The following is a 24777-nucleotide window of genomic DNA, read 5'->3' on the forward strand; positions in this document are numbered from 1 at the left end:
ACATGTTTGCTATCATTTACTTGTACAGATTGCTCTTCGAAAACTGAAGATATGAGGTTGGTTGCAGAAAAACGTTGCAACCGTAAAATCTTCAACGTTCTATCGACCCACGCTTGCCGAAGTTGCGAAAACCATGCCAAAGTAGGTAGTGTGGTGAGTCAACGTACAAGATACTTATGTTCTCACCGTAGGGACTACGGGTAGAGCCTGTTAAGATAACCGGTGGATACATCGGTGTTCACAGGAATCTCCCACTTCAAACAGTCCGTAAGGACGTTAAGTGGTGAGTAGTTCAATAAAGTGAAAAGGCAATGGATGTATTTATATCGTGCCGTTGATTCAGAAGGGAATACCCTTGATTTTCATCTAAGTAAATCAAGGGCTAAACAAGCAGCCAAGCGCTTTTTCAAGAAAGCCTTGGCTTTTTTGTACATTTCTAAACCTCGTGTGATAACAGTAGATAAAAACCCTGCCTATTCTGTAGCAATTCAAGCGTTGAAAGAAGAGAAATATATGCCTGAAGGCATACAACTAAGGTAAGTTAGATATCTCAATAATCTTGTTCCACTATATTATTGAGATATCTAACTTGGGTGTTATTGCCAACGCTATAACTTTCTTTTAAATGGTACATCTTTTTTATAAACGATACGACTTTATTTCAAACCCACAGTTAGGGGAGAATTAGGAGTGGCTTACCTATGATGTAAACTTTTTTCAAAACGGTTCGTAAGAAACAAAAAAAGCTTGTGATTATTAATCAAGCAAGCTTTTTTATCAAACTTTATTTAAAAATTACACATTGTATGTTTTGGTACTACTTATGGTTTAACAGGTGAAGAATCAGTTAGAACATCTACTTCTGCTATAGAAGCATATCCATTCTTTCCGTTCGTTACCTCCACTTTTACATATTTAGCGGAAACAGATTCAAATGTTGCAAATTCTTTCCCTTCATTACTTTCCCATGTTCCAGAAGTTACTTTTTGATAGTTACTACCATCCATGCTTGTATAAATATTATAGTTTAAAATACGGCCATTATTCGAACCATCTTGACGCGGGAGACACGCTACTTGATTAATCGTTTTCGTTTCACCAAGATCTAACGTTAAGTTGTATGGATATTGATTTTTCGTACTCCATTTACTATGCCAAATTGTGTTTGGATTGTCATCAATTGCATTACTAGCTGGATCATGCCATGATTCCTCGCTGTTTGCACTTGCTTTCATTATTTTTTTAGACAATACAGCTAGTGGTTTAACAGGTTTAGTATCCGTCGCTTCCCATATAGGTGCAATTAATGTTGGGCTATTTAAATCTTCTACTTTTTGTCTCGTTTCTTGTGATGCTTTCAGCCCCCATTGATCAAAAAATGGAAGTAAATTTTGTTTCGCTACTTTTGATGTATTATAAATAAATGCTTGCCTTTTCTCTTCATCCGTTTTTTGAAGTTGATTTTCTGGTAACTCTCGATATAGTTTGTGAAGGTTCGGATAAAAATCTTCACCGTATGCTAGATTAAGTTGCCAAAGCATAACAAGTTTCACAAACAAGTCATTAATATTTTTATAGTCTTTATCTGTTTGTTTTAAGTATGCAAAGGCTTTATCGTAAACCCCATCTTTTTCTAAACGTGTTGGTTGATTCGGGAATAATTGCTTTTGTGCAGCTAAAGAATATATATTAGTAGTTACGTCAACCATACCGTGAAGGTCAGTCCACGTCAAAGGATTTATTTCTCTTGTGTGTCCTGCTTCATGCATTTGTCCCCAACTAAATTTATTTACATTTAAAGCACTTTCGATTGCGTTACCGGCAGTAGTAAATACAGCTCCATCCCAACCGGCATACATGCCCCAATCTGATTTGTTAGGATTTTCTACAAAAGCCCAAATGCGACGAGTCGAACGATGTAAAGGATTCGGGTCTTTTTCAGATAACCCTGATATCTTATCTTGCGCTCGAATCATTTCATCATATTTTTTTAATAGAGGAACAGGATCTTGATCCACAATATATTTCTTGGCACTTTCCTGCGTAACAGTAAGTACTGATTTTTCTGATTTCAATTGTACCGCATGTGCATCTGGATACTTGTTCATCATCGTAATCCAGTCTTCTTTCGTATGCTTCCCTAGTTCAAAGAATGGAACAGGGCTCCCGCCTTGTGTTACTTTCACCTTAACTGTTCCTGTATCTTGAGGGTTATCAAATCCTAATAAACCACCGTTTGGAGAGGAGATGGTATTAGAACCAGGAGATAGATTAACTTCTTTTCCCCATTCTTTATCATATTGATGCGTCCCAATAATCGCTCTAATCTTTTGCGTTCCCGACACTTCAATTGTAACTTGTTCATTCGGTTTTACATAGATTCCTGTTGGCATATAGCTTTTTTGTTCACTTCTTCTTTCTCTTTTTGCTTCACTACTAAAACTTCCTGTACCCGGAAGTTCAAACTCCCTCTGTTCATATTGGTTTGTAGTCTGTGCAGCAACCGTTTCAGCTTGAACTGTTAAGCTATTTGTTATAGTAGGTGTAAGTAGTGTAGTTGCCAAGATAGCAGATGTCGCAAGTACTTTCATCGGTTTTTGGAACATATAATTATTCCTTCTCTTCATGTAAATCATCCTTTCCTTTTCAATACGTTCCATTAAAATCCTTTTGCTGAATGAATGTAATTGATTTCGATTTCCTGTCGGTTTAATTTTTTTGAAAATTAAGAAATAAGTACTCATAAACTTTCCTATAGTTTGATAAATATAAAACATATCCGAAGAAAGAAATCTCCATCCGTGTTCATAATAAATCATTACGAAAGGTAGGATATGGGAATGGAACGAACCCATTTCCTTATTTTCTTATTACTATGAATTTAACATCGAACAAGTCATATAGCAATAAAATTTGACAATTCCAGCTATTTTCCGACATTTTTTGTCGCCTTACTAAAATAGGAGTCTCACGCCTATCACTTAAACAAGTTTGAATTCAGTAAAGCGAAAAATGAGGTTCTGTTGCAAATTTTTTTAACACATAAAGATATGAGAAAATTGAGTTCCGATTTTATAAAAACGTTAATAAATTCTGTAATCCGTTATACGTCGAAAAGAAGGAGTCTAATTGAAGGCTTCGTCTTTTCGGCGTATATAGCATGAAGCGTTTCTATTCCTTTGATCGTACGTGAGGCATGACGAAAGCTTTGAAAATCCTAAGGAACGAGCGAAACGACGTTTCACATGTCGATGAACCTGAACAATGAGGTTATTGAGATAGCTATTTATTTACAAGAGTTCATTTCCTTTTTTCGTTTTGAAGAATAACGGATTTCTTAACTTGATGGCAATGTGGTGATACTCCAATTTTTAATTATATAGTCTTACAAAACTGTCACCTTTATGTATGGATATTAGATAGTTTAACTATTATTTCAATGTGATAATAAAAATATAAGAAATACATAAAAAATATATTATACAGAGGTAACCATACGATGATTGTAAAACTAGCATTTATACTTTTTGGAGTAGTCTTAGTATTATGGGGTATATATAGTACGAAAACATATGAATCATTTTTAGACAAAATCACTGGAATAGGACAGTTATTAGGCGGAATTACATGCATAATTGCTGGAATTTTATCCTTTATAATTAAATAATTTATAAAGGAGTAGCTCCAACCTTACTAACCTATGAATCACTTATTTTACATCAAACAATCCTTACATACGGAGGTTTTAAAATGAAAAAATATATTTTAACTTTAATACCATTCATCCTAGGGATAGGATGTGTAGTTAGTTATAATACTATCGGATCTAAAGTTGCATCGGATGGTACTCTTGTGGAACCATTCTATTTACTACCAATGGGTTATTCATTTTTAGCTATCGGTATAATTAGTCTTTTTGTAAGTAAAATTAAAAAAGTTAATAAATAGACTAAAAAAGAGCCTTAATTAGGCTCTTTTTTTAAATCTCGTGAGAAGTTATTTTTTATGGTTTTCCCATTGTATTTGGTTGTGAGGCAGCTATTTGGTTAAAGCAAAGCAAGAGACTAGCCCCTTATAGTGTCATAATTGGTTATAATTTCTTTAAAATCGAATGTAAACTTTTGAATGTTAGTTTACATTCAAATCACCGTAAACATTGACTTCACACCAAATCTCCTGATATCCTCAAAATACACAACAAAAGTATACATTCAAAACACTATAAATTAAGAGGTCATAAATCCATGAATAAAAAACCACATCTCATAGATGTCCAACCCATCAGAAGTAAAGAACAGATCGAAGATATGAAATGGGCTCTTAAACGTCATTGTTCAGAAAGAGACTATATTCTCTTTCTGATCGGTATTCATACCGGATTACGTGTTAGTGATCTACTTCAACTTGAAACACAAACCGTAGTAAAGCTAAAACGAAAAAAGAGAAAAGAATTCAAAATCAAGGACGGAAAAACAAAGAAAGAACGCATGATTAACCTTACTTCTATTCTTGATGAAATCTATTCGTATGCCCAAACACTAGAAGGTAACTGGTTATTCCCTTCACGAAAAGGAGATCAACCCATTAGTAAGATCCAGGCTTATCGACAATTGCAAAAAGCCGGAGATTTTGCCGGTATAGAATCCATCGGGACTCACACCATGCGCAAAACCTTCGGTTATTGGTTCTATAAACAAACAAAAGATGTAGCCATGTTGCAAGAAATCTTGAATCACAGCACACCACAAATTACACTTAAATATATTGGTATCAATAAAGAAGAAAAAGATAATATCTTAAATACATTTCAAATTTAAAAAATAAAAAGGGAATGCTTGTATACTGATCTATACTGCATTCCCTTATTTTAATTGTATATCCACTATATTTTTATACTTCCTTTTCCAAAATTAAAAAACTAACATCCGAATTTCTTAGTTTTCACCTCTTTCTAGATTCACTCTATTGTAATGCAAATTCCTCATTAAATATCCAATCTATTAGCTATCGCCCCCCTATAAACCATAATAACTTTTAAAATAGTAATCCCAACTCTTATAAAAACAACAAATTACATTTTTACAAAAGAAAACAACTTGGATAAAAACAGGTTGTTTTCTTTTATAGGGTAGAACAAAGAAAGAGTGGAAAAGCAATACACAAACGTGTAAATCACATGGAGTAAACCGATAATAAAGACTAAAAATTCCGAAAATTTAATCTATAAGGGTTTTCGTTGACTCTTTCTTTGTTGTTATGAGTTTAACATTAAAAATAACATAAATCAACAAAAAAATACAAAATTCTGATAAATTAGACATTATCTTCATAGGTTAATATAACACCACTTATCGGTAGTAAAAAAGCTAGCTCTATGCTAGCTTTTTATCATTATTGATATTAAATAAAGAAATTAGAAATAATTCCTCATTAATTCTTTCATCCATACAGGAACACAAGTGTCTTTTCTTGAATCAAACTCTGGTATATAAGTTTTAATGTCTAATACTGGTGTCTTATTATTAGCATCTAATCCTTTTACGGTAATTACATTATCATCAATTGATAATATCTCAACTGTAGAAATCCCAATAGGATTAGGACGATACTTTGTTCTTTGTGCAAAGCAACCCTTCTTGGCTAAAGTTTCAATTCCTCTTGGTTTTCTAATCCAAGATTGATTTTTCTCTTCTTTAAATTGATCCATAAAAAAGATAACCATGACATGCGAATATTCTTCTAATCCAATTAGTCCTTCTTTATATTCTGGATTAATTATGATAGTAGAAACAATTTTTCCTCATTTTTCATATACCTTTTCATCAATAATTGATGTTACTTCGCCTATAGAAGACATATTTATTAAACTCAAATTTTGTTCCTTCTTTCTTTACATAACTCTCGTTATTGGAAGTTACTTTTCAAGTATTAATAGACGGTCAAGTTCAGTTTCGTGATAACTCTACACGCTCAAAGTGTTCAACTGTTGGAAATGGATCATAAAAGTGATGCAATAATGCTTTCCACTCTTGATATTGTTCAGATTGACGAAATCCTATCGTGTGGTCTTCTAAAGTTTCCCATTGCACAAGGAGCAAATATTTTCCTTTCTGCTCCATACAGCGTTGTAATTCATGATTTATGTATCCTTGCATGGAAGAGATGATTGAGGATGCTTGCTTAAATACCGATTCATACTCCGTCTCCATACCGTCTTTTACTTGCAACATGACTGCTTCTAAAATCATTTTGAAGTCCTCCTCCTTTTCCTAATTGTACCATGTGGGAGGAACGCTAGATGAGGAGTTTTGATGTATAACATATACACGGCAAGTTAACGTAACGTCTCATTATCGGTAGCAATGAAAAAGGCGGACCCTTACTCTCACAGGGAATCCCCTTTTTCATTTTCTATAAAGCTATTCATTTTTTTATACATTCCTATCCTGGCGCGGATTTAGGGTTCTCGTTTGTTACTGGGTTCGTCGAAAAACTGTATAAAACCTTGCATACTCTTAGCTTGTTTTTTCTACGGAATGCTGTCGAAACCTTTTTAATGCATAAAGAAAAGATACCCTAAGGTGCCTTCCTCTGAATTGAACCACTTTAATTTTAATAATATAGTTTTAAGTTTAAAAACTATAGGGATTTTTCCTGTGGGATTTGTAAGTAGTTTTTACGAAATTATGAGTGTTTTTTATTCTGTATTTCAATAAGTTCATCTTTAATCATTTGTATATAATGTTCTTTTTCTCTTAGTTCAAATATAAATAATGCTTTTTTCATGTTATTAACAACATCTTCTTCATTATGTTGTTTAATCTTTAATAAATACTGACTTTTTAAATAGTATAGTTCACCTAGTAGGTATAAAGTGTCTAGATTAATAGCTAATTTGATGCCCTTATCAAGGTATTTTATTGCCTCTTCATGTTGATATGTGAGGTCCAAAAATTTTGCTAAATTTAAAATGATTTTTAATTTAATTTCTTTATCTCTAGGAAAATCTAACTTATTAAAATTGGTTAAACATCTTCTTAATATATTAATACTTTTTTCATATTCTTTGTGTTCTGCATAAAATATAGCCATTGTCTGCATAATATCTATTTCTCTTTCTGATAAAAAATCAGAATTGGTTAAAGTTAGTTCTAATGCATGATTTAAAAGAGTTAAAGCAGTTTTTGTTGATCTATTTACCTCAAATATAGCAATTGCTTCATGCCATATTAGAAATTGTTTATCTTCTTTTGATTGAAAATTATTTTGTTTTTTTTCTTGTTTTACTATTTCATAAAGTTCTTTATATTGTTTTTGCTTTGCGCAATCTCTCATTACGTATTTTACATTTTTTACGTATTTTAATTTCTTGTTTTGAGTTAGTGCAAATATATTATTTGGATCAATACCAAGCCGTTCAGATAATTGATACAACAATATGCTAGATGGATAAATCATACCTTTTTCTATTTTGCTAATTTGACTTTGTGAACATATTCCATGACATAATTCGGATTGTGATATGTTTTTTTTAATTCTAATTTCTTTAATGGTAATACCCAAATCGTAAAATTCCATTTTTTCACCTACTATTTAGCACTTAATTAGTATACGAATATTCGCTAATCTTTAATCTAATGTAAAATTAATATATTTGCAATCGTTGTTTATTTTCAAGGACTTACTGTTTCTATAAGATGGTGAGGCTTTTTTATGTACAAAAAAAGACACCCTAAGGTGCCTTCCTTCGACTTGAACCACTTTAATTTTAATAATATGTATTGGACTCCCATCCTCACCGAATGGAAAGTAGAGATGATTCAATTATGTACCGATCTGGAGCGTCTCCTATATAGTCAAAAGGATAGCAAGTTGTTAATGTTAATGTTGGCTCACTTTTGTCTACAATAACTGTTCGATCTTCTGAATCCGTTATCCAATGCTTGTTAATTCTATATGTATATGTTTTATTTTCATATTCCACGATAAGTTGGTCATTTTCCTTTAGTTGATCAAGCTCGGTAAAAACAGTATCTCTATGCCCACTTAAAACTGTATGCCCATTTCCAGATGGTGTAGTAGTTAAATCACTAACAAACATACCTACACCTTTTTTCAGTACTTTATCGTCAGCTCCCCAATATACAGAGTATTTTTTTTGTATTTTAGGGATAATTAAATATGCCACTTTATCTCCTAATTGATGGTTTACCGTTGAAGCTGGAATTTGTACAGGTTCTTCAGGTTGTAATGAAGTCTCAGTGTTTGTCTCTGTTTGATTGATGTTTGTTGTTTCATTTTCTTTAGAAGGTGTGGAGGTCTCATAGTGTTTCGCTTCGTTGGTCGTTAGCGACTCTGCTGATTGTCTAGCACCGTACCATTCTAGAAAATAATAGGAAAAGATAGTAAGTCCAATAATAGTTAAACTTAAGCCTATCCATTGCTTTTTATTCATTTTTATCACTCCATTTGAAAACGACAGGATTTCTCCTGCCGTTTTAAGGAACTATTTTATGCGTTTGTCTTTTTACGACGGAACATTAATACAGATCCAGCTAATGCTAAGCCTAAGCTTGCTAACATCATTGTAACACCGTTTGATGCTGTATTAGGTAATTTTTCACCTTGTTTTTTAGTTTCTTTTTTCACAACTGTATTAGTATTTTTCTTTGTTTCTTTTGCAGTTGTTTGAGGTTTAGTTTGTTCTTGTTTATTATTCGTTGTTTGATTGTTTTGTTTTGAATTCTCTTGCTTAGTGTTTTCTTGTTTAGCCGGTTCTTGCTTAGTTTGTTCTTGAGGTTTATTTTCATCTTTTTTAGTAGTTTGCTTGCTAGCTAAAAATTGATCATAGTCCCCTTTTTTAACTTCACAAGGTAAGCCGTCATTGTCACGATCTAAGTCATGAGGATCATTAGTTGCGCTGTATCCATTGCTGTGCCAGAATTCCATAACTTCTTGTTTGTTTTTAAAGTGACCGCAATTCTTGTCGTTTGGATTTTTTTCTGCAAATGCAGCAGCACTGTACCCCACTGTTAATAATGTAACTGCTGTTGCTGAAGCTAATAGTTTTTTCATAATTTTCTCCATCTCCCTAAATGGTATGTATTCACATTGAAATGTTTTACATTTAAAAAATTAAAAATATAATAATATTTTGTAGATAAATGTAAGATTTCTAGATAATAATAACAAACTATTAATTCGTATATTGTCATATTATGTCGAAGGAAATAAAAAAAGACACCCTAAGGTGCCTTCCTCCGACTTGAACCACTTTAATTTTAATAATATGTATTGAACTCCCATCCAAATATTATTTTACCATGTTAAATTGTTTTGTTCATTGTTGGGGATTATCATATTGCCATTAACCTAAGAGTACCTATTACCTATTACCTATTATTGTTATAAATATTATTCTACCTAGGATTAATAAGAAGAGATGAAAAAACACCTTCACAGGTGTCTTGTTTCATTATAGAAATATCTTAAATAGGACTTTTTTTAATAGTCTAATTGCAAAATCTTTGGATATTTTTAAGAATTATAATCAGGGTTTTATTTTCTCACTCTGAATTCACATAATTTTCAAATATTATAACTTCACATTTTAAGATTTGGTATATAATGAAGGCAACCCGTAGTTAGAGTGTTTGCTCCGATTCAAATTATGAGATAGTTTGTTTCACCTTTTTTACATTATCTAAAAAAGAACTTGTAGGGATTCCTACAAGTTCTTTTTGTGTTTTATTTTAAATAACCTAAAATTTTTTAAATAATTAAAAGGCATTAGCTCAGTTTTACTTTTTACCAGTAATATGCTCTTAAATTTATCTTTCTTGTCCATCTGTTTGATTGGCTTGGAACTCCATTTTTAGCGCAATACTATCCCCTTGGAACACGTTCTGATCTGTGCCGTTGTCTTCAAATACAAATTTTATCCAAAACCAATCCATTTTCCCAGGTTTTAATCCCCCTGTTTCAGTCCACTTAGAATGAAATACTTTTTTGGAGGCAATCTCTGGGCTTTGTGATTTTAGTTCTGCAAGAGTTGTCTCGTATACAGGGCTTTTCGCAGGATCCCAATCCAAAAGAAATTGTACTTTAATATGTTTACCGAAATCTTCTGTAGTGTTATTTTGTTTTAAATGGAAGTTTCAATTTATCCTGCAATCTCAGCCGAAGAGAGCCCCTCATGAATATTACCGCTTACAATGATGGAATGTCCCCAAAATATATCTCCATCCAAAAAGAATATTTCAAAATCACCTTCTGAATAAACGCTTAAGCTGCTTAATGTGATGGAATCGATGAACATTTCTTTTGTAATTTCGTCGATTTCCGCTTCATCATCATCTTGTAGCCATTCATTTGCTAACTCTACCAGTTCTTTTGCGGCGTACATTTTCATTTTCATGTTCCATTCATCTTGCTCTTTGAAAAGTACATGTGCTGTTTCCAATGCAGACTTCATCATATGTTTGTCTTCATTCCAATCAAAATATAAATGACATTCTTCACCAGCCCAAGACATTCTCTTTTCAAAAGTTTTCACTCTTTTATCAAGTTCAAACTCACCCAAGATCCCATCATCATAAAAAACCGGTTTCATCGCATCTTGTAAGATGATTTCCAACTCATCATCTTTATATGGTGTTTCCAAAACCTTAACAAGCATCATTGAATTTTCTGACTTGCGCACCTGTAATGTTACAACTGTATTTGCTGTCAAAATGTCTTTTGATTTTCTCCATTCTTCATCATCAACCAACCATGCGAGTCGTATGTCTTCTTTTGTAATCGTTTCATTGTTATGTAAGTTTTTCCACGCAATCAAATCAATTGACGCTGTCCATAAAATGTTGTCACCGCCTTTTGATGCACCAATTCCTAATGCCCCTGTGACAGCTGCTATTTCAATCACGTTTTCTGAGAATCTATTTTCAAATCTACTTATTTCACTTGATTTACTCAATTTCGTATACATTCCCTTCGTCACCCACAGGCATAAGTACTTTGTGAGTTTTCCTGTTTTATTATAATTGGTCTATGTTTGTAACAAAAAAGAACGTTGAAATCACGTTTGTATTTAAAAATAATGAGCTTCATAACTCTTGAATTCATTGTAACAAAATACTGTATCCAAAGTAATTTATTACTTTATAATAGGGTTTAGTGTACTGCTACTTATTTAACTGTAGACCGGAATTCTTATGAGATAGATGAAGAGGATAGTAAGTATGTCTTCTTAGATATATTTAAAGAGGCTTATATTCAACAACATAGTGATGTTTTAAAACAATCAAATAAAATTATTAAAAAATATAACTTGTTAAGTGAATCTAGAATTAATGCTTATTATAAGGGTGTGTGAATTTCACGCCCCTGTGAACCAATAAAGGGCAAAATAACTTTCTTCTGTTTCCATAACAAAGAACACATCATTCCAGTTTGGTTCATAAGCATATGCAGATCTGATTCCACTTCGAGGAAACTCGATAGGTTTGATATAAGGAGAATATCTATTTCTTACTTCTGTAAATTCTTCTTTGGATATCATTTTCAATTCTTTTAGTTCTGCTCTAATCCTCTCTTCGAGTTCCTGCATTGTCATTTCTATCTCATTTTTTCCTTTATACCAATACCAATGTGTATTTCTCCGTTCAATGAATAGGCATTGTACTGCAAACTCCTCCAAATCATTAATGCTGTCGTAGTTATTTTTTCTTTTGGTTTGTTCAAAAACGTATATTGTCTCTTCACATCCCCCTATTAATTCATCATCTTCAAATACAAAATATTTCACACTTACCACTCCTTAATTAATATTTTTTGCTATTTCTGTATTACTTCTTGCCAAAAATATTATTTAGTCCACTAAGTAAAAGTGCCAAGCCAGGGAATAGATAAAATGTAATTTTATTTACACAAACAAATAAACCTATTGCGGATACAATCATCAAAAATCCAGCCTCTTTACATGCACCCTTAGCTTTTATAAAACCAAAGAATCCTAAAATAGAAAAAAATGCTCCCATACATCCAACAGTAAGACCTTTTTCAGCTCCATCTAACTCTCCCATTTCGTATGCTAGTCTCCCTAGAAATAGAATGACTAGCGAACATAGTAATCCTAACAACGTACCAATCAGTCCAATTACATCTTTACCTGTTCGTTTCAATATAACAACCTATCCTATTTTTCAAATTATGTATGTTTTATGTCTGTAATATGATTGATTGATGTATATACATATCACCTTTTCATGTTTATCAATAACTCTTAACTCATTTCGAGTAATCAAACATTGTTTCACCCTCCAAAACAGAACCTTTGTTCTTACTATAAACCTTTTGTTTTGGTTTATACAAACATTTTTTAATTAAATTTCGGTACGTGAAATTTAATTAAGTCGTAGATTAATAAAGAAGATAGACATCCTCTCCTTAAGTCATGTCTATCTCTTTACATGGAAACCTAAATCAACCATTGCATGATACATATCCAGATCATTTTAAAGAGTGGATTCTATTGGATACTGAACAGCGGAAAATTCTTTAGAAACACTCAAATGGACTATAGAAATGAAATTAAAATTATCCGATGAAGGGTTAATAGAAGTTTACAGTTTCGGGCGGATAAACAAATGGGCTTAAAAACTCTCTTTGGAATAAGAATACATATAAAATGCTAAACACGTTATACACGGGTTGTTATAAAAAAGAAATGCTTATTTCTTTAAAACCTATGAAATAATTACAATGTTCTTCAAAATTCGAATGTTGAACAGTTTAATATCTCTTAATTTATTAAACTCACCCTCAATTCTTCATAAATTTAAAAAAGCTTAAATCCTTATGCACCAATGGATTTAAGCTTTTTATTTTGTAAGAATACACTTTGCAACAAGTTGCCATTAGGATAGTGTATCAGCAACTTGTAGCTATTACTATGAATGCTACATTCTTCAAAATTATTACACATTTTTTAGATTTTCTTTATATTATTCTATGCTTTATTTAAAATTATAATTCCATATTTATGAACAAAAGTTTAGATTTATGGAAATTTGGACAAGTTATTATTACCACAAGCTTACTTAGGGGGGATTCCGATGTTTGGGTTAGGAAAAAAGAGAACTCCATTTGGTGAATATTTAGACCGTAGAGGGATTAAACAACAATGGTTAGTACAACGAACTGGATTAAGTAAATCTTTAATAAGTGATTTAGCAAATAAGAAAGATCGAATTCCCACCTTAACATCCGCAACTAAAATCATTAAAACACTAAGGAAATTTGATAAACGTATTGATTATCATGATTTTTGGGACATAAATGCTTAAAACAACTAAAATATATCTTCCATTACAAATGTTCTTATAAACACATTTCGGTTTATAGCATATTGCTCTAACTTTGATTGTCGATAGTCTGATAATGTAAAAAAATTAATTACTGGAACAATAGCATTCTGTCTTTTGTAGATATCTGTTATATGGCCATATAACTGTATTTTATGTTCGTTTGCCTTCATATGTTGCATACGATCTATTTCAACAAAATGGGGAACATTATCCTCAAAATACGTTGCGTCAGGAATAATCTGATACCGTTGACCATTAATTGAAAACTCGATAGGTCTTTCTGTTTTCCATTCTGGAAAGCCAAGCCACATCCAGCTTTCGTTTCGCATTAATATGTGCTGTAATTGACTACTTTTCTTTACTTCTTTTGTAATTCCTAATAAATCCCGTCCCTTTTTATTTAAATAATATACGTGTTCACGAGCCATTTTTGTAATGTGACAATACGAGTGCATATCCTTTAATACACGATTTGCATTTCGAATACTCCCTAGACAGTGGATGGCTTGTAATTGCCTCCTAGTTAAAAAATCCAACTTACTCAAAGTGGATAAAATCTCGATTTGTCTCGCTTTCTGTTTGAGTGTTTGATGCCTCATTTTGCTTCACCACCTTGTATTGCTTTAATAACTCCCACATATCTTTATCCTTTAAAAAAGGTACCTGGATTTCTTCTGTACGATCTGTCTTAAATAACGCTCTTCCTGGCAGCGATGGCAAATCCTCCAGCCCTGGTTCATCCAAAGCGACTTGGGAAGCGACCGCCGTTGGTAATCGAAAGCCTATTTTCGCATCAGCATTTTGTTTAATTTGTCTTGGTAATGTATCAGAGGTTGGATATTGCGTACAAAATATGAGCCGGAATCCTAAACCACCTCCAATTCTTGCGATTTCAGATAGCATCTCCTGACACATGAATAAAACATCACGTTGTTTTTTAGGTAATCCTTGTGTCGGACAAAGATTTGCTCCTTCATCTACTATGATGAAGCAACGTTCTTTAATTGATGTGTCTATGATATTGGTAAAATAGGACTTCTTCATCATTTCAATCTGTTTTACCATCTTTTCACGTACCCTTATCAACATTTCTAACGCCTGTTGTGGATTTTCAGCTACTTCTACAATTTGGGATAGCTCTTTGTATGGACTAAATTCTAGACCTTCTTTCAGGTCGATAATAAAAAATTTCACGTGTTGGGATTGTTGCAAAATTAAACTAGTCATCACATTTTTTAAAAATACTGTTTTTCCAAACCGTGTCATACCCGACACGCACATATGCGGTGTTTTCTCGAAATCATGATACACATGTTTATCTAACGCTTTCCCCATCATAACTCTCCATGTATGCTCTTTTAATAGATCCTTAGACCAATTCCACATTTCAGGTATTCTTTGGCTAAATACTCGAATATGAAGCTCTCTTTGATGAAACGATATTTTAACAGGTTTATATAGACCTTCTTCTAATACTTCAGCTAACTTTTGGATTAGTTGACTAGGTACACCAAGTGGTAACTTGTAAACATAATTCATACTTATATCATCTTTAATTTCTTTTATAAAAATGGGATATTGTAATTCACCTTTATGTTGAACACAAACCTTTGTAATTTCAAAAAACGTTGCAATTTTTTTCTTATCATTCGGTCCATTACTTTGGTAAAAATAAGCTACAGTTATAAAAGTTGCTGGGATTAATAAAAGTGACAACATTCCCTCCATACCTCCTTAAGGTAGTTGAGCCTGTATGGAAGCTTAGAAAAAGCTGTTTAAAATGCGCTATTATAATCATTTTCAACTACCAGATGTAATGCTAGCGTAGAAACACATCTAGAATATCCATTAGAACGTACCAAACGCTCCCAATTAGTAAGCATTTAAGACCCGCACGTAGCAACCAACCTGGAAGATAAAAACCTTTCTTCTTCAGCAATTGTATTCCTAAAACTGAAGCTCCCGTCACGCCATACACAATCCCTAGCTCTCCAATGATAGTCATATTAACCCCATCCTTTTGGTTTAATGGACAAATTCCCTTTACCGTCCTTAAAAAGTTGATATTCATCTAATAGCTGATTCCAGGAGACAGCCAGTTCATCACCATATAGATCCTCTTCGATTTTTTGACTTAAATAATAATACCCTCGGTATTGTCGGTCCAGGTATACTTCATGTCGTCGCATGTGTTCTTGTATAGCACATACGTTTTCTTCATTTTTAGTAGCTTTGTACATTTGTTTCAATGTTCGAGAAGAATACAGATAAGGTGTACTATACAGCATTTGATATTGATTCATATGTCTTCACCATCCATATAGAATTCTAGATACACTAAATACATATGATAATGATATGAGTTTTCGAATTTGTCCCTAAAAAAATACGTCATTCCAAAATAGGAATGACGTTTGACAGGAATCTTAAATTCTCTGACATGTTGCTATAGCCTTAAAAAATAACTGTGAGGATAGTTATAGATTTATTTTTGAACACACAATGGTATTTAATGAACACTATAGTTTTGTTAGTTTTTCTATAATTATTGTTTATCGTTATACTATATCAGTTTGTTTATAAATATTAGTTAATAAAATCTAATATAAATATATATCTTATATATATTTAAAATATAAAGATAAAACTTATATAGGACTGAGAAATGTGCGTATATCCTTACTGTAACAAAGCCTTTTAACATTACATAGCGTAAAAAATCATAAATAGTAGAATTTTACAGCAGAAAAACAAACCATATTAAGCTCTAAAAACTACAAATAATCATAAATGAAATTTAGTATTTCTACATAAAAAATGAAACAAATTAATACATTATTAAACATATTTATTCAATCGTGAAATTTCATATGAATTAACGGAATCTCCACAATTTGATTATAGTTACCCACAAAAGATTCACATTATGTGTTAATTAATCAACATAATCCATATTTAGCACATAACTCACATGAATATTGATGATTTTTGATAGATGAAGGCGTATAAGCTATTTATATCAATGATAATTGCACTAAATTACTCACATTATGTGTTATTTATCTACTTATCCACGAAATTTAATTTATTTTTTATGATTTCTTGTAGGTATTTGAATGTATTTAGACAACTCATAACGTCTTTTTATGAAAGTATATGTGGAAATTGAGATAAGTACCATACTATTTTTGTATATGATTGCATAAAAAAAGACTCTATTATGAATAGAATCGAGTAAAGTTACTTATTGTGAAGAAGGAGTAACTTTCTTTTAAATAAACGGATCAACACGAATAGCCCTCTATCTTGAATTTTTTTCAAAAATAGAGAGCTGATGATGATTAGTTCGCTTTCATTGCTGTCAGTACTTGCTCAGCTGTTGTTACTTGGATACCAGCGCGTATTAACTGTTCAAAAGCACGCATAAATGTAATTAAATTGAAGCTATCTGGTACTTCAATAACACGAAGCTTTTCTTTCGGTAATCTATCTATCTTTTCAATGAACAATTCACGAACATCACTAGGAATAATACGCTCTTTATGCCCTCTTGCTTTTAAGAGTTCACGTATTTCAATTTCTAAAGCCATATAAGCGTTTAGGTTTGTACCTTGTTCGTAGGCGTACTTTCTAAACAACGTTTCTTCTTGATACTTTAGATAGTTGCGGTGATACGATTCCTCTGTAACAGGTATAGCAAATTTAGAGTTTAGTAATTCATACGTTTTGCGGAACAACTTTTTGATGTTTCGCAGAGAGTACATAGAGAAATGCAATCCGAAATCAAATACAGCTTGTTCTTTTTGTTCTTTTGGAACATGCTGTGTAATAAGAGGATAGATACCCTCTTTAGCAGCTGTATCAAGAATTTTATATTGTGATGTTTGATTTAATAATTTCTTCAGTGTATATACTAACTTGCTTGGATATTCTTCATTACGATCTATCATGTCACGTAAGCTATGGATTACACTTCGAATTTGTCGATTACATGTATGTTTTAGCACATGAATAAATTTGTTCATGTCTTGTGTAAATTCTCCAATACTCATCTCTTGTAGTACGGATTCAATAAAACGAGCTTTACGAGCATAAGTAAGCTTTGGTGTGAATGGATCACGATACTGTACTTCTCCGATTTCTTTTGTACATAAGAAATCGGTATGTAAGGATAGATATAGAGTTGTATATCTTTTTTTATTCTTAACTCCTTTTTGTAATTTACAAATTTTAAATAGTGGAGTCCCTGAACATGGTAATGCAGTTGTTAACTCTGTTATAACCGCACGTATCTGATGTGGGTATTTTTTATGTAAGAAGCGGTACATCCCACCAAAATGAGTTCTATTCCCTCTTTCATCTTGTTTGTCTAAGGAACGTTTTAGTGTAGTTTCACTGTGCTGTTGCATTGCAATATCTAAGAAGAGTTTCTTGGATGCAATTGATAACTCAAAGAAAGCTTTTGTAAATACCACTGGGCTAATATAAACATATGCATTGGCCTTTTCAGTTTCTTCATTCATAAAATGAGTTAATTTAATTGTATATCGGCCATCTAATTCATTTTCAATCGAAATAATGTTATGTATACTTAATTTCTTTAATGCAATATAGAATTGAGAATGCTGTATGTAAGCAAATTCTTCTTTATACAGTTTGTAATCTTCCCACATCATATGTATTGTTACATTTGGAATGACTCCATTTGTGTAACATTTTTTATGTAGATATAAGAAGACCTCCAGATCTGCGTTTGTAATGCCATATAATTTATGCTTTCTTCCCATTGTTTCCGAAATAGCAGATAGTGTACGACGTGAAAAAGATGGTTTAGCCTGTGCAACGAAGCCATCCACATCGGCAATACGCTCTTCGTATGTCATATGATCAACAATATCCTCAAGGTATGTATCTTTATAGCTGTAGTATTTCTCTTCGAAAGTTTCAACAAGTTTTTGCCAAGACTTCAGTGTTACTAAAACTGCATTTGTGGATTGTCCATTTAGACTACGTTGATTACGAATAATAAATGATTTTCCCATCTTTTTCACCTCCTACCTATAAATCTTGAAAGAAATACCAAAAACTATAAAATATATCAATTTTGATTATAACAAATCGAAATTTGATGAAATGCGTCCCTTTAAGAGAAAAAATGAAAAGATGAAAAGGCCTTTAATCCCTTGCGTACCAAGGGTTTTCAGGAATCTTTCATTTTTTTTTATGGACATGATATGGCTATAAATTTTCATATTGGTAGAAAAGATGAAAAATGGAAAAAAAACTGTATAAGCATGATTAAATCAACAGTTATATCGGTTTTTCAAAAGGAAAAAGGGACATGATATGGCTATAAAATTTCATGTTTATAATTATGAGTTAAATAAGAAAAACTCTTAAAATAGTGATGGTAATGGGGTTTATCTGTAATTTTTCAATTGAAAAAGGGACATGAATTAGCTAGGTGAGTTTTCATGTTTGGTAAAAAAAGGGGACATCATATCGCTATGGGTTTTCATGTTGCATAAATACATGAAAATAGAGTTAGAAACGTGTAAAGCCTTAATATGAAAGGGTTAATGGGCTTTTTATCTAAAAAGAAAGGGACATCATATAGCTATAAATTTTCATAACTAATAATATTGCTGTAATAGAAAAGCTTATATATCAAGGTTTAAGCAATATTAGAAAAAAATTTCGAGTTAGTAAGAAAGAGACACATAATGTTATTTTTGTTTCATGTTTTGTGAAAAAGGGACATGATATGACTATAAATTTTCATATTGATGAATTTGTGGTGTTCGAAGTAATCGAAAAATAAAAGCATTAAACAAGACTTGTTAAGCCGAGTGCCACTGTTGAGTACCAGTTATAAAACGATTAAACTGTTTTTTCAAACCATAGTAACAATGTGTTTAACGTGAATGTAAGGAAAGATGAATAAAATGTCGTAATTATAAGAATTTTGTATTTTTTTGTTGATTTATATTATTTTTCATGTTAAACTCATTTCAACAAAGAAAGAGTAAACAAAAACCCTTAGCGATTAAAATATCAGAATTTTCAATCTCTTTATCAGTTTACTTCATGTGATTTACCTGTTTGTGTATTGCTTTCCACTCTTTCTTTGTTCTTCCTTATAAAAGAAAGCGACTTGTTCGTATCTAATTTTTTCTTTTTTCATTTATTCCATAGCAGCTTTAGCTGCTTTTTCTTTTTCTATATTTTGTCACAAATAATTTTTAAAGAAAACGGAAGCAATCTTTTTTTGAAGTTGAAATAAAGTTTAACCGTTTATAAAAATGTTATCTTTTTATACAAAAGGTGCTCTGTTCTATCACTTTGGATTTTACAAATCGTTTGAGTCTTGTATAATCAGTTACAGAGCGGGCTATAAGTATGCAAACTAGAGCCTTTAACATATTAACAACGAAACGGGAATGGGAATATTCTGACTTCATTTCTAGTTTTTATAAAAAGGAACATCATATAGCTAATTATTTTCAAGTTCAGATTAAGAATAATTAAATGTATATAAGGAGCAGAATTTATATGGAAGACGTTCTACAATTGTTTAGAGATGCACTATCAATAACGGAACAATTGTATAAAAAAGATGAGCAATTGTGGCAAAAATGGGTGTCTTATTATGTTGAGGTTGAAGCAGATAAAAGTAAAATTGTGACTTCAGAATACCTTTCTCCATCATTTTCAATGCTCGTACAGTGGCTAGAGCAACAACAAAGAAAAGGTGTTTCTCCTCTAGATATATATAGAAATATCGATGAGTATAGATTAAGCATTGATGAGACAATAGGTGTCTTTATTGAACAAGAGTTTCGTAAAAATCAGACAGTTAGTAATAAAGTGCATACAGCAACAAGTGAATCAAATGCAAGCACATTGAATGAAAACTATTTAGAAGTAAATAACTCCGCAGTATATTATAAGTTAAGGGATGGAATAGCTAAAAATCAATTTGAAGAAGATGAAAACACACGGTTAAAATCATATCCCATTGAAACAAAGGATAGTAATGGAGTGGCACAGCTTTCCTCTCATAAAGATGAAGATCTAAAATTAACGAATATTGAAGAGGCAGCAAGATGGAATACATTAGTAGATGGTGTAATGAGTAATATGGATGATTTAACTGCAGATTGTTTAGATAGCATCACGATTCAATGGTTGAATGAAGCAAAATCGCCCGATGAATTTATTGATTTTTCATATGAACAAGTTTTAGAGATGTGCAGTATTTCAAAGGCTAAGGCAAATGGTGTTGAATACTACAGGGTAGAAGATAAAATTAAAGTAGCGAAGCGGATTGCGGCCCTAGCAAGTATTTTTATATATCTAAATGATGACAATGAAGTAGTCGTATTAAATGATCGTGCTGAAACAGGTAAGCATTATGAAGTAAAACGTGAGGTAATTAAAAGACTATTCGTATTAGATTCTGTAGTTCTATGGAGAGATAAAAACACAAACGAATATATGGGAATAGAATCGTGCCGAATCAAACCGGGAAGTTTCTTATCCGGATATTTATATGGATCTAATAGTACTACCGCATTATTATCAAAAAAGGCACTTGAATATAATAGTTATAGACATAAATATCATAAAAGGTTAATTCGATATTTGACATGGCAATGGAGAATACGTCAAATGTTTTCTAGTTTACAAAGACCTTATTCTATAGGTGGAGATAAAGGTTTGTTAGCAGTTATGGGGATAAACCAGAAACAAAAACCGAATCGTATTCGCGAACAATTAGAAAATGTTCTTATGGATCTAGAAAAAGAAGAGGTAATTTCTCATTGGGAATATGATAATGGTTTAGAAGAAGAAAAACTAACAAAAAAGAATTGGTTTAAAAACTATTATTCACAGTTAGGAATAGTAATATTGCCGCCAAAAGAACTAATTAGTTCAATGGAAAACTTAGCAAAAAAGAAAACAATTGATACGATACATGAGGAAAATCAGCCAATAAAAATTGTAGAAAAACCATTAGATACAACTGAAAATGAACAAGTAATTAGGGAGAAAATAGAGTTTGTGCATATGAAAAAGAATATAACTATGCGAGAGCTTTCACTAGAGATAGGTATATCGCAGCCTACTCTTTCTAGATTTTATAATAAAAAAACAAAACGTCTCTCTAGTACGGCGAGAAGCAAATTAAATCAATGGTATAAACGACAGTTAATCATTGATAAGATGTAAGTTGAAAATTAAACCTAAAAGAAGAGTCCTATTTCTAGGACTCTTTTTTTAGAGTATTTACATACTAATTACCAAATAAACTTGCCGTATCAAGATCATCATATTCATCATTCAAAACATTTGTTTCAGATTTAGAAACGTCTTCTTTTTTTTCATCTTCATTATCGGGTTTCTCTTCAGAAGTTCCAATTACTTCATTAGGAGATTTAATCTCATTATGGATGTTTTGATCATCATTTTTGATAATGAGTTTTGAATCATTCAATAGGACCCGTTTTACCTCATTTAAAAAATCTTTATCTTGAAGTAAGATCTCTCTTTGCATTTGTTGTTGAATCTTATAATCACCAACATCTTGTAAACCATGTTTATCAATAAAGTAACAGACAAGTTTATATAATGAATCTGCTATATTCCCTTGAGATTCAAACCATTTAAAGAACTCTTCATTCTCAATTTTTTTGAGATTCCAAAAGAAAGATTCTCTTTTCTTGTCAGCCATATTATCTCACCTTTTTTCGAGTAAGAATCTTCTTGATTACTTGCATCCCTCTAGCATTCATATCTACAGCATATTTTTCTGGTATCCATAATAAGTACATGCCAACTTGCTCACAATACTCTAATAGTTGATTATATAACTCATCTTTAAAAGTAACACTTCCCCCACCGTATACACATAAAATTTCAGCTTCACTGGCGGTATTGCTTACATACTTTTCACTTGTATCTTCTAAGATAAGTTCAGCTTGTTCTACTTTTGTTATATTAAAGTACCCAGTTGCTTCTTCATAGTATTTATGATCTGGATCTTGAAGGATTTGTGAGAATTGTTGGCGTTTAATGTTTGTTCCACGTTCTTGGTTTAATAGCTTAACAGCTTCTTCTGTAGCATGCCCAACTCCACGTCTTTCTCCGCTACAAGCATCAATGACTGGATTTACACCAACTGTGTATATATACTCAGTTGTTCCATCTCCAATGTCGCTATGTAAGATTTTTTTGTTCTTAAAGAAGGATTTTTCAACTGTCTCTACCTCAAGTTTGTCTTTATATAGTTTAATAAAGTCACTAAACATATCTTCTTCGCCTTCAAGGATTGCATATAAAGGAGGAACGCCTTCTTGGGTAATGTTTGCACTGTTAAATGTTAAGCTGACTGTTACTTGTTCTTCCCCTACATAAACAACTACAACATGATTTGAATTAGTAAAACGTTGCTCTAGGTGTTTTGCATTTACTGGTGTCCATTGGCTTGCTGGAATAGCTGAAATAAGATCAACAGTCACATTAATTGATTGTGGTAGTTGTTCAGTTCTTTCCCACTCAAGCTGAACGGATTTATTTGCAATTAGTCCTAGCATATTAATTAACGGCAAATCATCGTTATATTTTTGACCTACTTTAATGTTCATGTTTTTTGGGTTCTTCCCTGTTAGCATAGCTCGATTACCAATAAAGTACATACCAGATCTTCTAATTGATTTACTAGCAATATTTACAAACATATTGTCTACTAGATTAATCACATTTTTTTGAGTGTTTGTTTCTGTTACATTTGGCATTGAGTAAACGCTTTGATATACGTTTTTCATTTTTATGTATTCACCATTAATGTAACCTTTAAAAGAATCGTTCCCAATATCGCCTTCAATGTCTATATGAAGAGTTTTCCCTTTTGAATTCTTCATTATACATCACCTCTATAAAATTTATTTTTTATTTATATTTAATAAATATATTATACCTTAAAATTAGAGTGATTACAAGGTTTCGAAAGGAATTAACCTTAATTAAATATCTATTAGATATAATTTAAATATAAAATTAATATTTAATAGAATTGGTTTGAATTTAATAGTTAATTAATCAGGTTTTTATATAAAATAAATATAAATTAGATATTTATTTTATATTTATCAGAACTAGGTTCAATTCGTTTGCTAGATTAATTGTTTTCTGAGTTAATTGTATCTTTTGTAAGGCATTTATATAAACCTTGGAGAAGTTTTCTATATGAGTTGAATGAATTCCTTTAAGATATTCTTAGGAATTAAGTTAGAATTAATAGTTTAAATTATAATCTTTTTAAGAGAATTTGAAGTTTTCGAGGATGTATAAAATCCGCTAACAGACAAACGTTATCGAAGTGTTAATTTGGTGTTTAATAATACATAAACGCTATACGTTATTATGGCGTTTATCCCTTTAATAACAACGTTTGCAAGGTTTTTGTTAACGAATAATAAAGTTGTTTTAAAAATAAAATAGTTGTTTAGAAACAGGCTGTAAAATCGGATTTTTACAGCCTGTTTCTTGTATATAGCTAGAATAAAGCATGTTTGGATTTCAATTTATACTCTATCCTTATAAACATCCATCACCCTAAACGTTTGAGAAATTAGCAATAAGTCTGGAGCAAAAGTAAGTCCATACGGGCTTAATTCCCAAGTGAGAAATTCAACACGCTCACTATACCAATAATCATAGCTTAAATCACCTGTACCCTCAGATCTGGAAAAATCACTTGTTACTTCATTCATTTTTAAAAAATCAATCTCTGTATATTTTATAATTGCTAATCGAGTATTGTCTCCAGCCAATACAATATCGTACTGACCAAACTTTTGAATTTCCTCTCCTTCAAGCCCGTAAGCACAATGTGCAGCGTATGTTCCTGTTTTGATTCCTTTAACAATTAAACTTCTTAATTCATCTCTCATTTCCTTGGAATCATCTCCGAACACCTATGCATCTGGAACACTTATGTTTAACTCATTTTCTCTCGCGTACATATGCCAATATTCTTCTATCTTATTAACTGATATTAGTCACTCATCCCTATAATCTGTCAATATTTCAGAAGAACATGTAAGCCATTAAATAGATTAATTTAGGATGTTTTGCTTTCTCTGATCCATGTATATAAACGTGAGTTCCCAGTTTACATAATAACATTCGGCATGACCCTCTAGATTTAGTGTAATAACTGATAGACCGCTTAAGTTATAGTGTTCAAAAGTAATAATGAAAGCATTAATTAGAGCGAGTAATTTGTATATGAACCAACCCAATTATTTAAGTTAGAATTCATTTTTTAGTTAATAAAGTAGTTAGTTGGATCTGAAAGTTTAATACTTTCAAGAGGATGTGATGTTTTAGAGAATGTAACTAAACC

Annotated in this window: 20 protein-coding genes and 4 pseudogenes; 5 read left to right on the plus strand and 19 right to left on the minus strand. The window is 31.7% G+C overall.

The window, feature by feature from the left end:
* Positions 1-297: 297 nt before the first annotated feature.
* Positions 298-537: pseudogene (locus G9F74_RS24215) on the plus strand (DDE-type integrase/transposase/recombinase); the annotation flags it as partial.
* A gap of 284 nt (positions 538-821) precedes the next feature.
* Here G9F74_RS24215 and G9F74_RS24220 read toward each other — a convergent pair.
* Both G9F74_RS24220 and G9F74_RS30205 read right to left on the minus strand, forming a co-directional pair.
* Positions 822-2660: a M60 family metallopeptidase gene (locus tag G9F74_RS24220; RefSeq protein WP_185157061.1), complete on the minus strand. Its 1839-nt coding sequence runs from the start codon at positions 2658-2660 to the stop codon at positions 822-824.
* Positions 2661-3072: 412 nt separating this feature from the next.
* Positions 3073-3281: pseudogene (locus tag G9F74_RS30205) on the minus strand (IS6 family transposase); the annotation flags it as partial.
* Positions 3282-3750: 469 nt separating this feature from the next.
* Between G9F74_RS30205 and G9F74_RS24225 the strand changes: the two are divergent.
* Together G9F74_RS24225 and G9F74_RS24230 are read left to right on the plus strand one after the other, a co-directional pair.
* A complete protein-coding gene (locus tag G9F74_RS24225; protein WP_016107058.1) occupies positions 3751-3948 on the plus strand; it encodes a DUF3955 domain-containing protein in 198 nt (65 codons plus the stop codon).
* A 296-nt stretch (positions 3949-4244) separates the two neighbouring features.
* Entirely contained in the window at positions 4245-4817 is a 573-nt protein-coding gene (locus G9F74_RS24230) for a tyrosine-type recombinase/integrase (RefSeq protein ID WP_016107057.1), read from the plus strand.
* 596 nt (positions 4818-5413) lie between these two features.
* On the opposite strand, the pseudogene tsaA reads toward G9F74_RS24230, so the two are convergent.
* From tsaA to G9F74_RS24275, 9 genes and pseudogenes are all read right to left on the minus strand, one after another.
* Positions 5414-5872 (minus strand): annotated as a pseudogene (gene tsaA / locus G9F74_RS24235) (tRNA (N6-threonylcarbamoyladenosine(37)-N6)-methyltransferase TrmO).
* A 73-nt stretch (positions 5873-5945) separates the two neighbouring features.
* Positions 5946-6248, minus strand: a complete 303-nt coding sequence (locus tag G9F74_RS24240) for an antibiotic biosynthesis monooxygenase family protein (RefSeq protein WP_016107055.1) — start codon at positions 6246-6248, stop codon at positions 5946-5948.
* Positions 6249-6684: 436 nt separating this feature from the next.
* Positions 6685-7578: a helix-turn-helix domain-containing protein gene (locus G9F74_RS24245; RefSeq protein ID WP_165406301.1), complete on the minus strand. Its 894-nt coding sequence runs from the start codon at positions 7576-7578 to the stop codon at positions 6685-6687.
* 217 nt (positions 7579-7795) lie between these two features.
* Entirely contained in the window at positions 7796-8455 is a 660-nt protein-coding gene (locus G9F74_RS24250) for a class D sortase (protein ID WP_165406302.1), read from the minus strand.
* 56 nt (positions 8456-8511) lie between these two features.
* The gene (locus G9F74_RS24255) at positions 8512-9075 is read right to left on the minus strand and encodes an excalibur calcium-binding domain-containing protein (RefSeq protein ID WP_165406303.1); all 564 of its coding nucleotides are present in this window, start codon (positions 9073-9075) and stop codon (positions 8512-8514) included.
* Positions 9076-9830: 755 nt separating this feature from the next.
* Positions 9831-10148: pseudogene (locus G9F74_RS24260) on the minus strand (TasA family protein); the annotation flags it as partial.
* Between the two features lie 14 nt (positions 10149-10162).
* Positions 10163-10987, minus strand: a complete 825-nt coding sequence (locus tag G9F74_RS24265; RefSeq protein ID WP_165406304.1) for a DUF2262 domain-containing protein — start codon at positions 10985-10987, stop codon at positions 10163-10165.
* Positions 10988-11377: 390 nt separating this feature from the next.
* A complete protein-coding gene (locus G9F74_RS24270) occupies positions 11378-11806 on the minus strand; it encodes a hypothetical protein (RefSeq protein ID WP_165406305.1) in 429 nt (142 codons plus the stop codon).
* A 40-nt stretch (positions 11807-11846) separates the two neighbouring features.
* Positions 11847-12182 carry a hypothetical protein gene (locus G9F74_RS24275; RefSeq protein WP_165406306.1) on the minus strand — a complete coding sequence of 112 codons (336 nt, stop codon included), beginning with the start codon at positions 12180-12182 and terminating at the stop codon, positions 11847-11849.
* A 933-nt stretch (positions 12183-13115) separates the two neighbouring features.
* Here G9F74_RS24275 and G9F74_RS24280 point away from each other — a divergent pair.
* Positions 13116-13346, plus strand: coding sequence for a helix-turn-helix domain-containing protein (locus G9F74_RS24280; protein ID WP_000467336.1), 231 nt, complete (start codon positions 13116-13118; stop codon positions 13344-13346).
* Positions 13347-13351: 5 nt separating this feature from the next.
* Here the strand turns inward: G9F74_RS24280 and G9F74_RS24285 are convergent, their stop codons facing one another.
* The 5 genes from G9F74_RS24285 to G9F74_RS24305 all read right to left on the minus strand — a co-directional run bounded on the left by G9F74_RS24285 (position 13352) and on the right by G9F74_RS24305 (position 18409).
* Positions 13352-13966 carry a replication-relaxation family protein gene (locus G9F74_RS24285; RefSeq protein WP_165406307.1) on the minus strand — a complete coding sequence of 205 codons (615 nt, stop codon included), beginning with the start codon at positions 13964-13966 and terminating at the stop codon, positions 13352-13354.
* A complete protein-coding gene (locus G9F74_RS24290) occupies positions 13905-15086 on the minus strand; it encodes an FtsK/SpoIIIE domain-containing protein (RefSeq protein WP_144467717.1) in 1182 nt (393 codons plus the stop codon). Before G9F74_RS24290 ends, G9F74_RS24285 begins: the two co-directional genes overlap by 62 nt.
* A gap of 100 nt (positions 15087-15186) precedes the next feature.
* A complete protein-coding gene (locus G9F74_RS24295) occupies positions 15187-15372 on the minus strand; it encodes a hypothetical protein (RefSeq protein ID WP_000152456.1) in 186 nt (61 codons plus the stop codon).
* 1 nt (position 15373) lies between these two features.
* Positions 15374-15670, minus strand: coding sequence for a hypothetical protein (locus G9F74_RS24300; RefSeq protein ID WP_001077845.1), 297 nt, complete (start codon positions 15668-15670; stop codon positions 15374-15376).
* A 1038-nt stretch (positions 15671-16708) separates the two neighbouring features.
* Positions 16709-18409 (minus strand): hypothetical protein, encoded by a 1701-nt coding sequence (locus G9F74_RS24305; protein ID WP_165406308.1) that lies wholly within the window; start codon positions 18407-18409, stop codon positions 16709-16711.
* 1510 nt (positions 18410-19919) lie between these two features.
* On the opposite strand from G9F74_RS24305, the gene G9F74_RS24310 reads away from it, so the two are divergent.
* Positions 19920-21599, plus strand: coding sequence for a helix-turn-helix domain-containing protein (locus G9F74_RS24310; protein ID WP_016107024.1), 1680 nt, complete (start codon positions 19920-19922; stop codon positions 21597-21599).
* A 64-nt stretch (positions 21600-21663) separates the two neighbouring features.
* On the opposite strand, the gene G9F74_RS24315 is transcribed toward G9F74_RS24310, so the two are convergent.
* From G9F74_RS24315 to G9F74_RS24325, 3 genes are all read right to left on the minus strand, one after another.
* Positions 21664-22101 carry a hypothetical protein gene (locus G9F74_RS24315; protein WP_000763936.1) on the minus strand — a complete coding sequence of 146 codons (438 nt, stop codon included), beginning with the start codon at positions 22099-22101 and terminating at the stop codon, positions 21664-21666.
* A 1-nt stretch (position 22102) separates the two neighbouring features.
* Positions 22103-23290: a ParM/StbA family protein gene (locus G9F74_RS24320; RefSeq protein ID WP_000798156.1), complete on the minus strand. Its 1188-nt coding sequence runs from the start codon at positions 23288-23290 to the stop codon at positions 22103-22105.
* Between the two features lie 663 nt (positions 23291-23953).
* Positions 23954-24322, minus strand: coding sequence for an ASCH domain-containing protein (locus G9F74_RS24325; RefSeq protein ID WP_070189826.1), 369 nt, complete (start codon positions 24320-24322; stop codon positions 23954-23956).
* Positions 24323-24777 lie beyond the last annotated feature (455 nt).

Origin of the sequence: Bacillus sp. EKM202B (genome assembly GCF_011066025.1) — a bacterium.
GTDB lineage: Bacteria > Bacillota > Bacilli > Bacillales > Bacillaceae_G > Bacillus_A > Bacillus_A toyonensis.

What these genes read in the sequence shown, in the direction of transcription:
- G9F74_RS24220 (WP_185157061.1), bottom strand. Translation starts at nt 2,660, where the DNA reads ATGGAACGTATTGAAAAGGAAAGGATGATTTACATGAAGAGAAGGAAT.
- G9F74_RS24225 (WP_016107058.1), top strand. Translation starts at nt 3,751, where the DNA reads ATGAAAAAATATATTTTAACTTTAATACCATTCATCCTAGGGATAGGA.
- G9F74_RS24230 (WP_016107057.1), top strand. Translation starts at nt 4,245, where the DNA reads ATGAATAAAAAACCACATCTCATAGATGTCCAACCCATCAGAAGTAAA.
- G9F74_RS24240 (WP_016107055.1), bottom strand. Translation starts at nt 6,248, where the DNA reads ATGATTTTAGAAGCAGTCATGTTGCAAGTAAAAGACGGTATGGAGACG.
- G9F74_RS24245 (WP_165406301.1), bottom strand. Translation starts at nt 7,578, where the DNA reads ATGGAATTTTACGATTTGGGTATTACCATTAAAGAAATTAGAATTAAA.
- G9F74_RS24250 (WP_165406302.1), bottom strand. Translation starts at nt 8,455, where the DNA reads ATGAATAAAAAGCAATGGATAGGCTTAAGTTTAACTATTATTGGACTT.
- G9F74_RS24255 (WP_165406303.1), bottom strand. Translation starts at nt 9,075, where the DNA reads ATGAAAAAACTATTAGCTTCAGCAACAGCAGTTACATTATTAACAGTG.
- G9F74_RS24265 (WP_165406304.1), bottom strand. Translation starts at nt 10,987, where the DNA reads ATGTATACGAAATTGAGTAAATCAAGTGAAATAAGTAGATTTGAAAAT.
- G9F74_RS24280 (WP_000467336.1), top strand. Translation starts at nt 13,116, where the DNA reads ATGTTTGGGTTAGGAAAAAAGAGAACTCCATTTGGTGAATATTTAGAC.
- G9F74_RS24285 (WP_165406307.1), bottom strand. Translation starts at nt 13,966, where the DNA reads ATGAGGCATCAAACACTCAAACAGAAAGCGAGACAAATCGAGATTTTA.
- G9F74_RS24290 (WP_144467717.1), bottom strand. Translation starts at nt 15,086, where the DNA reads ATGTTGTCACTTTTATTAATCCCAGCAACTTTTATAACTGTAGCTTAT.
- G9F74_RS24295 (WP_000152456.1), bottom strand. Translation starts at nt 15,372, where the DNA reads ATGACTATCATTGGAGAGCTAGGGATTGTGTATGGCGTGACGGGAGCT.
- G9F74_RS24300 (WP_001077845.1), bottom strand. Translation starts at nt 15,670, where the DNA reads ATGAATCAATATCAAATGCTGTATAGTACACCTTATCTGTATTCTTCT.
- G9F74_RS24305 (WP_165406308.1), bottom strand. Translation starts at nt 18,409, where the DNA reads ATGGGAAAATCATTTATTATTCGTAATCAACGTAGTCTAAATGGACAA.
- G9F74_RS24310 (WP_016107024.1), top strand. Translation starts at nt 19,920, where the DNA reads ATGGAAGACGTTCTACAATTGTTTAGAGATGCACTATCAATAACGGAA.
- G9F74_RS24315 (WP_000763936.1), bottom strand. Translation starts at nt 22,101, where the DNA reads ATGGCTGACAAGAAAAGAGAATCTTTCTTTTGGAATCTCAAAAAAATT.
- G9F74_RS24320 (WP_000798156.1), bottom strand. Translation starts at nt 23,290, where the DNA reads ATGAAGAATTCAAAAGGGAAAACTCTTCATATAGACATTGAAGGCGAT.
- G9F74_RS24325 (WP_070189826.1), bottom strand. Translation starts at nt 24,322, where the DNA reads ATGAGAGATGAATTAAGAAGTTTAATTGTTAAAGGAATCAAAACAGGA.